Source organism: Sphingomonas sp. (assembly GCF_031361285.1).
Classification (GTDB): Bacteria; Pseudomonadota; Alphaproteobacteria; order Sphingomonadales; family Sphingomonadaceae; genus Sphingomicrobium.
In genome coordinates this window covers 68,068-80,428 of record NZ_JANMCO010000036.1, presented here as the reverse complement: position 1 = coordinate 80,428, position 12,361 = coordinate 68,068, and the positions used below count along the sequence as shown (strand labels likewise).

Sequence of the window (12,361 nt, the reverse complement as noted above, 5' to 3'; positions counted from 1 at the left end):
GACTGTCACCCATGCTCAAGCTGATCATCGGCAACCGCGCCTACTCAAGCTGGTCGATGCGTGGCTGGCTCGCGGTCAAGCAATCGGGCGAAGAGTTCGAAGAACTGGTCGTGCCGATGTTCGACGACGAATGGGAGAAACGTCGCGAAGGCGACGAATTCGCCCCCTCGCTGGGCAAGGTACCGATCCTGTGGGACGGCGAATGCGTCGTTTGGGACAGCCTCGCGATCATTGAATTTCTCGCCGACCGAGTCGGGCGCGACCGCTTCTGGCCGACGGACGGTGCCGCCCGTGGCATGGCCCGATCGATGGCTGCGGAAATGCATGCGAGCTTCGCCAATCTGCGCCGCGAGCTGCCGATGAACGTGCGCAAGAGCTTTCCCCCGCGCGACCTCAGCGACGGCGTCAAGGACGACATCAACCGCATCCTGCAACTGTGGGCGCAGGCCCGCGCCCGCTTCGGCGGCACCGGCAATTTCCTGTTCGGCGACTATTGCGCGGCGGACATCATGTATGCGCCGGTGGTCACCCGCTTGATCACCTATGCGGTCCCGGTCCCACCGTTCGCCGCGCTCTACATGAAGGCGGTGTTGTCACACCCGAACGTCCACCAGTGGATCGACCAGGCGCAGGACGAGCCGTGGGTGATCGAACAATATGAGGCGGCCGCCTAATAAGGCGTGTCGTCCTTGTGGGTGTAACGGCCGTCGGGCGTGAACTTCAGGTCGATGTCCGAATAGCCGCCGCCGGTGTTGGTACCGCCGCCGAAGACGACAAACCGGCACGGCCGTTCGCTTTCATTGATCAGATGGTGACCGTTGGTGACGCCCTTGGGCCAGGCGGCGAGGTCGCCGGCATGGAGGACCGTGCGCCCGTCATCTTCAACCAACACCGCTTCGCCCTCGATCATCACCAGGAACTCGTCCTCGCCGTCGTGCCAGTGGCGCTGGCTCGACCAGGCGCCGGGATCGAGGGTCACTTCGCTGACTCCGAAGTCGGTCAGGGCTGTCGCGGGCGCGAGCCGGCGGTAGTGCCGTCCGGCGACTGCCTCGTTGAACGGCGATGGGTAGCCGGTGCGGTTCATCTGCTCGATGCTGGTGAGGTCGACCTTGGGCATCCTGTTGTCCTTTGCTAGGCGACGACAATGTCAATTGACCCAATCGCGCTTGCGCGCGCGCTGATCAACTGCCCAAGCCTCACGCCAGCACGCGGCGCCGTGTTCGATGTGCTCGAAGCAGCGATTACACCGCTCGGCTTCGACGTCCATCGCTTCGTGCTCGGCGAACCGCCCGATGGTCCGACAGAAAACATGGTCGCGATTCGCGGGTCCGGCGCGCCGCATTTCGGCTTTGCTGGGCACCTCGACGTAGTTCCGCCGGGCGACGGCTGGAGCAGTGACCCGTTCGAGGCGCGAATTGAAGACGGCGTGCTGATCGGGCGCGGCGCCAACGACATGAAAAGTGCGATCGCCGCTTTCGTCGCGGCGCTGTCGCGCAGTGAACAGGCGCGCGGCACTTGTTCGCTGCTGATTACCGGCGACGAGGAAGGCTTCTCCACCTACGGTACGCCGCGGATCATCGATTGGCTCAATGAGCGCTCGATCCGCCCCGAGATGATCCTGATCGGCGAGCCAACCTCGGTCGATCGCCTCGGTGACACAGTCAAAATCGGCCGGCGCGGTTCGGTCAACATGACGATGACGGTGCCGGGCACGCAGGGCCATGTCGCCTACCCCCACCGCGCCGACAACCCGATCCCCGGGCTGGCGCGGGTCGTCGCCGCGCTCGAGGCGGTCCATCTCGACGACGGCACTGATGCCTTTCCGCCTTCCAACCTTGAGTTCACCGCGATATTGACGCCGACCCAGGCGAACAACGTCATCCCTGGCGCAGCGACCGCCCAGCTCAACATCCGCTTCAACAACCTCCAGCGCGGCGCCGACCTCGTCGCCATGGTCGAGGATATTGCTGCGCGCGAGGCGCCGGGGACGACGGTCGCGGCGCGGATCTCCGGTGAAGCGTTCCTGACTCCGCCAGGACCCTTGTTCGATGTGCTGGTGGCCGCCATCCGCGAAGAAACCGGCCTTGCGCCCGAGCTGTCGACCAGCGGCGGCACGTCGGACGGCCGCTTCCTCATCCAGCTATGCCCAGTGGTCGATTTCGGCCTGCCCAACGCGACCATGCACAAGCTCGACGAGAGCGCGACGATCGAAGACATCGCCGCCTTATCACGCATCTACGAGAACATCCTGCGGACTGTGCTGGGCTAGAGGGTCGAGCGCCCGCCTCAATGCAACCCAAACTGTGTCTGAGTGGCAACAGTGATGCCGCCTAATGCCCCGGTGAGTTGACAGTCATCATGCCCAATGAAACTGTCAGCTCCTGTTAACAAAAGCCGGTTTCGGCTTCGTTCTGGGGGAACGTGAATGTCTGAGCGAAATCGGGCCAATACACTTTCGCGATCCGCGCTAATGATCAGTGCGTCGGTCGGCGCTTTGATCTTTGCCAACCCGGCGCTGGCGCAAGACGCTCCGGCAACCAACGATCAGGCAGCGGCGGCTCAGATACCGACGGACGTAAATTCGGCCCCGGACACCAAGACCGACGAGACGACGATCGTCGTCACCGGTACACGCATCAGGCAGCCCGAATTCACCAGCTCGGACCCGGTCACCTCGATCGACCCCAAGATCGCGAAGCGCGAAGGCAAGCTCGATTTCGCCGACGCTCTGCAATCGTCTCCGATCGCGGCGGGCTCGGCCCAGATCACCGCGGCAATCTCGTCGAACCTGGTCACCAATGGCGGACCGGGCGCTCAGTCGATCGATCTTCGGGGCCTTGGGGCCAATCGTACGCTGGTGCTGCTGAATGGCCGGCGCGCCGGCCCAGCAGGTACACGCGGCGGCGTTTCGTCCTTCGACCTCAACGTGCTTCCGCAGTCCATCGTCAGCCGGGTCGACATTCTAAAGACCGGCGCATCGTCGATTTACGGTTCAGATGCCGTCGCCGGTGTGGTCAACATCCTCACCGATACCGACAGGAATGGATTTGAGCTCGATGGCAGCGTGTCGGCTCCCCTCTATGGAGCAGGCCAATCCTATCAGATCTCGGGCTCATGGGGGAAGAAGTTCGATCGGGGTCACATCCTGATCGCGGCCGATTATTATCGCCAAAAAGAACTATCGCGCGGCGATCTCAATTATCTTGGCTGTCCCGAGGCCAACGTTTTCACGGACGAGAGCCACGGCACACGCGCTGACCTAGTCGACCCGAGAACCGGAAAATACCACTGTGAGGACCTGCGCTGGGGACACGTGTGGACCTATGAAACGGGTTCCACGCTCTATACGACCACTGGTCGGTACACCGCTGGCCCGGGGTACAACCTGCTGCAATATCAGTATCCGGGCGAGAATCTAAATCTGCCGCCGATAGACCCGTCACTGGGATTCTCGGCTCCACCGGGATGGTTCCCAACGGGCTATGACACAGCATCGGCTTCGGTGCAGAACGCCTACCATCCATTCGTCGATCAGCAGTCCATCATTCCGTCGACGAAGCGCTACACGATCTACGGCGACGCCTCCTACGAATTTAGCGATGGGATCGAGGCCTATGCGGAATTCCTGGGCAACCGACGCCAAACTTACCAAAACGCGTGGCGGCAATTGTGGACCTACGGCTACGGCGAAGATATTTATCCTGACAACCCCTGGGGACAGGGCTGGAGCGGGGATAATGTGCTAAGCCCGCTGACGATTACCAACCATTCCGATTCCAAGCAGAAGGTCGACTATTTGCGCGGGGTGGGCGGTCTTCGTGGGAATCTCGGCGGATTGCTCAAGGGCTGGTCATACGACGCCTACGTCCAGTACAGCCACAACAAGGGACTTTATAGCAGCGAGCAGTTCCTTCAGGACGTTTACGACTCGTCCTATTATCAATCTGCCTCGTGCGTCGGCCAGACACTGCCATTTTCCGGCAAGCAGTGCATTGACCTGCCCTGGACGGATCCTTTCTTCCTGGCAGGCCAAATGACGCCAGCACAGATCGACTATATGTTTGACTGGGAGACCGGCAAGACGATCTACAACCAGCTAAGCGGCGAGGGGTCGATCACCGGCAATTTGTTTGACCTGCCCGCGGGCCCGGTTGGCGTTGCGCTTGGAATTACAGCGCGGCGTGACTCGATCGTCGACACGCCGGGGTCAATTACCTACTCCGCTAACCCCTATTACGATCCGACCATTCCGCTGACGAGCACCACATGCACGAAGCATTTCGCTGCGGAGCCATTCTATCCGTGCCAGCAATTTCACAGCAATGCATGGGGCGTGAGCTCCGGCGGTATCACTGCCGGCCACAGCGTGACGAAGGAAGCGTTTGGAGAGCTCTCGATCCCGCTCTTCAAGGACAAGCCTTTCTTCCGTGACCTCAGCCTGTCCGCTGCCGGTCGAGTGACGAACGTGACGTCCGTCCAGCGGGACACCGGAATCACCGACCATGACAATGGCAACTTCACATATAAGGTAGGCGGCAATTGGGCCATCAACAGGTGGCTTCGCTTCCGCGGGACATATGGCACGTCCTTCCGCGCACCGGCGTTGTTCGAGCAGTTCAAGGCGAACGAAACGGCCTTCGTTACGACATCGCGCGTCGACCCGTGCCGGCGGATTGATGCCAACCTTGCGGCTAACAACATAAGCCAGCAAGTGCACGACCGCTGCTTGGCCGAATTGACGGCGTTGGGTGTCCCGAATCCCCTTACCTACGGCGGCGGCACCGTAAGCGCGACAGTAGTTTCGCAGGGCGGCATTGGCGTTCTCAATCCGGAAACGTCCGTAGCGAAGACGGCGAGCGTCATCCTCACACCGACCTTCGCTTTCCTGCCCGATACCCGGTTCAGCGTCGCCGTCGATTATTTCGATATCAAGGTGAAGGGCGAAGTCTCGCAGCTCGGCGCGTCCGCGATTTTGAAGCAATGCTACAATTCGGCCACGTTTCCGAACCAGTATTGCGATTTGTTCAGCCGTTCGGGCACTGGAACACCGGATCCAGGCCAAATCCTGACCATCAACGACAAATATATCAACATCGCGGAGCAGCAGACCAAAGGCATCGACGTCACGGGCCTTGTCCAGCATGAAATGGGAACGCTGGGCCAACTGAGCTTCCTCGCGAACATGAGCTGGACGCTCAAGCAGTCATTCGCCTTGTTTGCGGGGCAGAATGAAGATCTGCTCGGAGTTATCGACCTCGACAATGGTACCCGCACGGGCACGAGGCGATGGGTTGGCGACTTCCGATTGACCTGGCGTGTGCCGAGCGGGTGGACGTTCTTCTGGGGAACGGAGATCTTCAGCGGAGCGAGCAACGAGAAAGAGTTCCGCGCAAACAATGGCGGTTCGCTCTGCGTCGATTCGTTCAACCTCGACATCGATGGGAATCCGACCAATATCCCGCTTCGCGGCCATTATTGCGTCAACGTCAAAGTGCCGGCGACCTGGTATCACAACGCGTCGATTACCAAAGAGATTGGCAAGAAGTTCGAGCTGACCCTCGGCATGAGGAATGTCTTCAACACCAAGCCGCCGAAGGTTAGCTTGATTGGCGGCACGGGCATTCCCGGGACGATTGGTCCCGTTCTGTCGACATCGCAGTATGACTTCCTGGGCCGCAGGATGTTCATCAACGTTTCGAGAAAATTCTAGTCGTTCAGCTTGGCTTCGCAGGGGGCCGCAGGATTTTCTGCGGCCCCCTCTTTTTTTGCAGCGAATGGTAATCGTCGGTGCCACCGGTCATCAAAGTCAGGCCTGATACTCTGGACGCCGACACGGCGCGCTTCTCCCCGGCGCCACTGCGGCAACCCCTGTTTCTCAACAGCATTCAGAAGAGTGGCAGTCACCTGCTGCGGAACATCATGCGGATGTTCGTTCCAATCGAGCAGCAATATCGCGATCAATTCATCCAATGGCCCAATATGGCGCAGCATCTCGCTGCCTTTGATCCCACTCGCAACTACATGAGCTTTGGACATCTATTCTTTACCGACGGCCCGGCAATCGAACTCGCGCACGTCCGCAAGATCCTGCTTTACCGAGATCCGCGCGACTGGGTCCTGGCGCGGGCGCGATTCCATCTTTCCGATGAATTCCAGGGCGATCTCGAACATCTCAAGGACGGCCGCATCAGCGTCGATGATCTGCTGACGCTCATGATCTTCGGTGTCCGCTCGCTGATCCCGTCGCTGCCCGACATGTACGAGCTTAACGTCGTGGCGTGGCTCGCCTCGGATGCGTTCCGCGTCCGATACGAGGATCTCGTCAAGCACGTGCAGCAGATCAAAACGCCGGAAGCGGAAACTTATTTCGCCGCGCTGTTCGATGCCTGCGGCATTGACCCCGTCCCGGCAAACTGGCGCGAGCGGGTTTTGGTCGGCGCGGACCGTCGCCAGAGCGGCACGGCCCGCGAAAATTTAAGCGGCATCCGCGTCGAAATCCCGGCGACCTTGCCGGAGAAGCATCGTCAATTGATCGAATATGTCGCTCCCGGACTCCGGGAAATTCTCGGTTATGCTGATAACCGGCGGCAATCCTAGATCATGAGCGTGATCGCCGCCTACCCTCACCTTCACGAGGCGGAAAAGGCGCTCGCGGACAATCGGATGGACGCTGCGTCCGCGATGGTCATCCGGCATCTGCGCGAACACAGGAACGAGCCGCGCGGCCTGGCCCTTCTCGGTTCGATCGCGCTCAAAACTGGCGCGCTGGTTCAGGCCGAACAATTTCTACGGCAGGCGATTGCGCATGGCGCGCGTGCGCTTGAAGTCCAACGCGAGCTCGCGTCGGTACTGCATCGCCAGGAACGGCTGGCTGACGCGCTAAGCGCCTTCATCGTCCTTGAGCAACAGGTTCGGGATCCAGACATCCAGGCGGCAAAAGCAGTCATCCTCGACAAGCTTGGCCGCAATAACGAAGCGCTCCGCGAGCACGAACAGCTCGTCGCCGCTTATCCGCTCAATCCACGCAACTCGCTCGCTTACGGCAACAGCCTCCGCTGGGCCGGCCGGAATGACGAAGCGATCGCGGCTCTCCGCCGTGCGGTGACTACCGATCCCGAATACGGAGACGCGTGGTGGGCGCTGGCCAACATCAAGACCAAGATCCTCACCGACGAAGACGTCGCGATCATGACCTCCGCGCTGGAGATCGCGATCGACCAACGCAACATCATTCCGATCCACTTCGCGCTCGGCCGGGCCTTTCACGACCGAAAACTCTACGAGCAGGCCTTCCGGCATTTCGAAACCGGCAATAGCCTGCGCGCCACGACCATCAATTACGTACCGGAGGAACTGAGCGCCGAGGTCGATCAAATCAAACGCCTGTTTGGCCCGGACTTCTTCACGCAGCCGGATACGGTGACGGCAATCGACACGCCAACGCCGGTCTTTCTGATTAGCATGCCGCGGGCCGGCTCAACCTTGCTTGAGCAGATGCTTGACCAGCATCCGGACATCGAGGCCGTCGGCGAGCTTCCTTATGTCCGGGCCTTGGTCCGAAGCGCCCTCGAGATCCACACTTGCCGCCGGCCACTCACGGTTCCCGAAATGGTCCTCGAGATGAGCTCGGACGAAGCGAAAGCGTTCAGTCAAGATTACATGCACCGGGCTTCGTTGCACTGGAAAGGGCGGCCGCGCTATTTCATCGACAAGATGCCGATGAACTGGACGGAGATCCCGTTCATTCGCCGGATTCTTCCCCAAGCCCGCTTCATCGAGATTAGACGCGACGCGATGGATTGCTGCTTTTCCAATTATATCCACTATTTCTCACGCGCGCATTCGTCCTCATTCTCGCAGCGCCACATTGGCTCCGCCTATGTCGATCACGTTCGCATGACGGATTACCTGCGATCGATCGCACCAGGGCTCATCCATTTCATCCGCTATGAAGAGCTCATCGCGGACGCCGAGCCGATTCTGCGTCAGGCATTGGACTATCTCAATTTGGAATGGGATTCATCGCTCTTGCGGTTCTACGAGTCCAAGCGAACCATTCGCACTCCCAGCGTCGAGCAGGTCCGCCGCCCACTCAACCGCGAAGGCGTTGGCGCGTGGAAACCCTATGCGGAATGGCTTGGCCCGTTGCATGACGCGCTTGGGCCTCTCGCCAGCGACTGAACGCTAGGCGACCGAGCGCGAGCTGCGCTGGGGGTTGGTAGTCCAGTTGAGGAACTCGTCTTCGAACATTGGGTGGGCGAAGATGAAGCCCTGGACGACATCACAGCCCATGGCCCGCAAGATGTCGGCCTGGGCGACCGTTTCGACGGCCTCGGCGACAATCTCGCAGCCGACCCCGCGAATCAGGTGGATGACCGCTTGCACGACCACCCGAGCGCGCTCGCAATGTTCGATGTCGGCAATCAGCGACGGGTCGAGCTTGACTCGGTCGAGCGGCATGGTCCGCAGGCGCGCAATGTTGGAGTAGCCGGTCCCGAAGTCGTCGATAGCAATGGTGGCGCCGTCGGCTCGCAGACTGGCGATTTCGGCTAGCACCGTGTCGGAAACTTCCATTGCCGCGCTCTCGGTAAACTCGAGCTCGACCAGTGACAAAGGCACCGCATGGTCGGCAAAGCACTGCCGCATTCGGGCGAAGAAATCGGCGCGATCGATTTGCCGCGGACTAACGTTAAACGCGAGCCGACGGGCAACGCCGTCGGCCATCCAGGAACTGAGCACCGAGGCGACTTCAGCCATCACCCAATCGCCGATGTCGGTGATCACCCCGGTTTTCTCAGCGATCGGAATAAATGTCCCCGGCAAGCGCAGGCCATCGCGCGGATGGTTCCAGCGAAGCAGTGCCTCGGCACCGGCGATTTCGCCGCTGACGAGGCTCAGCTGGGGCTGAAAGGCGAGGATAAACTCATCGCGCTGGACGGCTTCGGTCAGCGCCCGCTCCGTTTCCACTTTTTGCTGGTGCTCGGCGGCCAGAGCGTCATTGAACAGGCAATGCTTGCCGCCGCCGCTGGCCTTGGCATGATACATCGCGATGTCGGCCGCGCGCATCAGGGTTTCAATCGTCGTCCCGTTGTCGGGACAGATCGACACACCGATCGAGGCACCGATATCGACGCTGTGGCCGCCAAGCTCGAACGGCTCGGCGATCGCGAGGGCAATGCGGCGCCCGACGCGCTCGATTTCCGCTGCTGACTTGATATCGGGAAAGAACAGCGTGAATTCATCGCCGGCGAGACGCGCCAATAACGGCCGGCGCTGCAAAGCCTCGCCAAATTCCGCCGTGACCACTACGCGGAGGCGGTTGGCGACCATGATCAACAGCTGGTCACCGCGGGCATGGCCAAGGCTATCATTGACCAACTTGAAACGGTCGAGATCGACAAACAGCATCGCCGACTGATCCGCCGGTAGCATTTCGCCGAGCAGCTTGTCCGCTTCGGAGCGGAAATGAAGGCGGTTGGGGAGCGAGGTCACTGGATCATACATGCCGAGAGCGTGAGCATTCTCGATGGACGCGCGCACTTCGGAGAAAAGCGTATCTACCGCGGCCGCAATCTTGGGCATGGTTTTGCGAACCAAGGGGGGCGCGGGCGAAATAAGATCGCCATCCTCGACCGCCAGCAGGCGGTCACCAAGGGCGGCGAGCGCCCGGGCGTTTTCGCTATTGGGGCGCTCTGATGCGATGTAGCTGATAAGCAGGCAGAATGCGCCCGCGGCCAGCGAAGCAATAATTTTTGCATCGAATTCAGTAAGATAAAGCAAGGCAACGAGAGAAAAAATGAACGAAGCAAAGCCGGCCACGCCGGACAAAAGCGCGTTGCTGACTTTCTGGGCCGTGCCTTCTTTCATCGCTAAGTTTGCGCCCCGCGGACGGTAGTTCCGTCTCCACCGGCAATTACATCAGAGCGGTTAAGAAAATGTGGAGTGGGCGCAACTAACCGCGGCGCAAAATTATGTAGAGGCTGCCGCCGCCGCCATGGCGGGAATGGGCCGCGCGGACCGCGGCGATCCGAGGGGCATGCCGCGACACCGCCAGCCAGTCGTGGACGGCAGCCCGAATCTGACCTCGGCGGACCGGAGCCGACCCGGGCCGCTCATGGCCAGTGATCAAGAGCAAAACCCGGTCGCCGTCGTCGATCGCGCGCTCCAAGGCCAAGTCGATCGCGCTCCACGCCCGATCAAGGCTGTGGCCGTGCAGATCGAGGATGCGATCCGGCACCACCGAACCCGATTGTAATTTTCGGTCCCAGCTGCCGTCGAGCGTGGTCCCAGGTTGGGGACGTGGCGGCGGTGCCGCCGCCCGGCGAAGCGGTTGCGGCGATGGCGGCTTTGCCTGAACAGTTTCCGCTTGCTTGAGTTCAGTTTCTGGCCGTCGCGAGAGCGAGCGAATGGTCGCGGTGACGCGCGCCCAAAGCGCGGCTTCTTCAGGGCTGAGCGGGCGCACGCGCCGTGCTCCTTTTGGGCAGCAAAATCAGGGCCTGGCCCGCGGCCGACATGCCGCCGGCGGTGTGGGTCGCGTCGGCGCCGGCGCCCCAGAATGTATCGAAGCGGTTGGGCCCCTTGATCGCCCCGCCGGTGTCCTGGGCGACCCACAGGCCGCTGGCCTCGGGGCGATCGAGGGTCAGGAATACAGGCGCGCCGAGCGGCACGAAGGCCGGATCGGCAGCGACTGTTCCGTGCGCGGTGACAGGAACGCCGAGGGCGCCGAGCGGCGGCCCGTTGAGCTCCCTAAAGAAGATGTAGGACAAATTCTCGCGCATCAGCGCCCTGCCCGCTTCCGGGTTGGCCCGCATCCAATCGACGATCGCCTGCATCGAGGCGCCACCGGGAGGCAGGATACCGCGATCGCGGAGCAAACGGCCAATGGCGACATAGTCGCGGCCATTCTGATCGGCATAACCGACCCGCAAGATTGATCCGTCGGGAAGCTTGACCCGGCCCGAACCCTGGATCTGAAGGAAGAAGAGTTCAACCGGGTCGGCGGCCCAGGCGAGTTCCAGCCCGCGTCCTGCAAGCGCACCATCGTCGATTTCAGCGCGGGTAAAATAGAGCACGCATTGCCCATTGGAAGCGATCCGCCCGCGCCCGTTGCCACCATCGGCCCGGGTGCAGCGAATGAGGTCGGGCGGAACGCGGTATATCGGCACTGCGGACCCGCTTGTCTTGACCGGCGAACCGCTGATCTCCGGCTCATAATATCCGGTCGCGAACGCCTTGCCGTCGCCGACTCTGACCCAGTCGAACCGATAGTAAAAGAAGCCCGGCGCATAAACATCGGGCAGGGTTGCGGCCTCGGCGCAAACGCCTCGCCAGTCACCCGGCTGAGCCAAGCCAGACCGGTCGCTGCGGCGCAGTAGCGCGGGGCAACTCAGCCGAAATGCCGATAGCGCGCGGCTTGCCTCGTCCGGGCCGGGGGTTTTGGCTGGGGTCAGCGTCACCCCGGCGGCGATTGCATTAGTGAATGTCGGGGTAGGTGCCGGCGCTGGAGCCGGAACCGGGATCGGCGCTGGCGTCGGAGTGGGGATTGGTGCTGGGATTATGGGCGCCACTTCCGCAGGCGGTAGCTGTCGGGTTGCGCAGGCCGACAATGATGCGAGCGAAAAAAGCGCGAGAACGCGAGCCGAGCGACTCACTCTTCCTCGTCGGTTTCGATCAAAAGCCAGTTGGGGTCGCGCGCCGCCAAGTCGCGGCGAAAGGTCCACAGATCGCGCGTCTGCACTGCATCACTCAGCGAGCCGGCGACGACCTCCCCCGCCTTGTTGCGAGTCACTGCAGCGATGTCGGCCTCGAACCGGACCGTGACCACCGCAACGGTCTTCTCGAGTGCGGCTTCAGCAATCACCGCTTGCTCGATCGCCACCAGCCGATTGTCGAGCGTCAGGCCCTCCTTCTTGCGCTGGGCGGCGGCGTCGCTGAATGCTTCGAGCACATGGCCGTCGACATGCGATTTTACGCCGTCGAGCTCGCCCTTCCAATAAGCTTCAAGCACCATCCGATAGGCCGCCTTGGCGCCTTCCAGGAAATGGGCGACATTAAAGCTTGAATCCGCGGCCAGGATCGCGCGGACGGCCGGGCCAGCGGTCGGCAGATAGGCCATGTCGCCGGCGTCGCCGATGCTCGGCGGGACCATCGAAGGCGAAGCGGCCCGTGGTTCGACCATCGCATCGGGATCGGCTGGCTTCAGGATCGGCTGCTGCTCATGCCCGGTGCGCTCACCCAATACGCTATAGAGGCGCAGGCCAATGAACAGTGCAACCAGTGCGAGGATGACAATGACGGCCAAGCTTGATCCGATCCTTCCTAATTCGCCCACAACATAATGCGCAAGGCGCCGAGTTCAAAG

10 protein-coding genes are annotated in these 12,361 nt (G+C 61.5%); 5 read left to right on the top strand and 5 right to left on the bottom strand.

Annotation, left to right across the window (positions count from 1 at the left end; genetic code table 11):
* The first annotated feature begins 11 nt into the window (after nucleotides 1-11).
* Nucleotides 12-674: a glutathione S-transferase family protein gene (locus RMO25_RS03780; protein WP_309661270.1), complete on the top strand. Its 663-nt coding sequence runs from the start codon at nucleotides 12-14 to the stop codon at nucleotides 672-674.
* Here the strand turns inward: RMO25_RS03780 and RMO25_RS03775 are convergent.
* Nucleotides 671-1,117, bottom strand: a complete 447-nt coding sequence (locus RMO25_RS03775; RefSeq protein WP_309661269.1) for a cupin domain-containing protein — start codon at nucleotides 1,115-1,117, stop codon at nucleotides 671-673. The two genes, RMO25_RS03780 and RMO25_RS03775, sit on opposite strands and share 4 nt — an antisense overlap.
* Before the next feature lie 27 nt (nucleotides 1,118-1,144).
* Here RMO25_RS03775 and dapE point away from each other — a divergent pair, with 27 nt between their 5' ends.
* From dapE to RMO25_RS03755, 4 genes are all read left to right on the top strand, one after another.
* The gene (gene dapE / locus RMO25_RS03770) at nucleotides 1,145-2,269 is read left to right on the top strand and encodes a succinyl-diaminopimelate desuccinylase (RefSeq protein ID WP_309661268.1); all 1,125 of its coding nucleotides are present in this window, start codon (nucleotides 1,145-1,147) and stop codon (nucleotides 2,267-2,269) included.
* Nucleotides 2,270-2,470: 201 nt separating this feature from the next.
* Nucleotides 2,471-5,710: a TonB-dependent receptor domain-containing protein gene (locus RMO25_RS03765; RefSeq protein WP_309661267.1), complete on the top strand. Its 3,240-nt coding sequence runs from the start codon at nucleotides 2,471-2,473 to the stop codon at nucleotides 5,708-5,710.
* Nucleotides 5,711-5,787: 77 nt separating this feature from the next.
* On the top strand, nucleotides 5,788-6,597 hold the full coding sequence (locus RMO25_RS03760) for a hypothetical protein (RefSeq protein ID WP_309661266.1): 810 nt from the start codon (nucleotides 5,788-5,790) through the stop codon (nucleotides 6,595-6,597).
* A 3-nt stretch (nucleotides 6,598-6,600) separates the two neighbouring features.
* Nucleotides 6,601-8,181, top strand: a complete 1,581-nt coding sequence (locus tag RMO25_RS03755) for a sulfotransferase (protein ID WP_309661265.1) — start codon at nucleotides 6,601-6,603, stop codon at nucleotides 8,179-8,181.
* Nucleotides 8,182-8,184: 3 nt separating this feature from the next.
* On the opposite strand, the gene RMO25_RS03750 is transcribed toward RMO25_RS03755, so the two are convergent.
* The 4 genes from RMO25_RS03750 to RMO25_RS03735 all read right to left on the bottom strand — a co-directional run bounded on the left by RMO25_RS03750 (nucleotide 8,185) and on the right by RMO25_RS03735 (nucleotide 12,301).
* Nucleotides 8,185-9,867, bottom strand: a complete 1,683-nt coding sequence (locus RMO25_RS03750) for an EAL domain-containing protein (protein ID WP_309661264.1) — start codon at nucleotides 9,865-9,867, stop codon at nucleotides 8,185-8,187.
* Between the two features lie 85 nt (nucleotides 9,868-9,952).
* Nucleotides 9,953-10,462, bottom strand: coding sequence for a Smr/MutS family protein (locus RMO25_RS03745; RefSeq protein WP_309661263.1), 510 nt, complete (start codon nucleotides 10,460-10,462; stop codon nucleotides 9,953-9,955).
* Nucleotides 10,443-11,348, bottom strand: coding sequence for a murein transglycosylase A (locus RMO25_RS03740; protein WP_405051832.1), 906 nt, complete (start codon nucleotides 11,346-11,348; stop codon nucleotides 10,443-10,445). The genes RMO25_RS03745 and RMO25_RS03740 overlap by 20 nt, the downstream gene beginning before the upstream one ends.
* 299 nt (nucleotides 11,349-11,647) lie before the next feature.
* Nucleotides 11,648-12,301, bottom strand: coding sequence for a Tim44/TimA family putative adaptor protein (locus RMO25_RS03735; protein ID WP_309661261.1), 654 nt, complete (start codon nucleotides 12,299-12,301; stop codon nucleotides 11,648-11,650).
* Nucleotides 12,302-12,361 lie beyond the last annotated feature (60 nt).

Bases quoted from the DNA above. Each gene is read 5' to 3' on its own strand.
- RMO25_RS03780 (WP_309661270.1), top strand. From the start codon at position 12: ATGCTCAAGCTGATCATCGGCAACCGCGCCTACTCAAGCTGGTCGATG.
- RMO25_RS03775 (WP_309661269.1), bottom strand. From the start codon at position 1,117: ATGCCCAAGGTCGACCTCACCAGCATCGAGCAGATGAACCGCACCGGC.
- dapE (WP_309661268.1), top strand. From the start codon at position 1,145: ATGTCAATTGACCCAATCGCGCTTGCGCGCGCGCTGATCAACTGCCCA.
- RMO25_RS03765 (WP_309661267.1), top strand. From the start codon at position 2,471: ATGATCAGTGCGTCGGTCGGCGCTTTGATCTTTGCCAACCCGGCGCTG.
- RMO25_RS03755 (WP_309661265.1), top strand. From the start codon at position 6,601: ATGAGCGTGATCGCCGCCTACCCTCACCTTCACGAGGCGGAAAAGGCG.
- RMO25_RS03750 (WP_309661264.1), bottom strand. From the start codon at position 9,867: ATGAAAGAAGGCACGGCCCAGAAAGTCAGCAACGCGCTTTTGTCCGGC.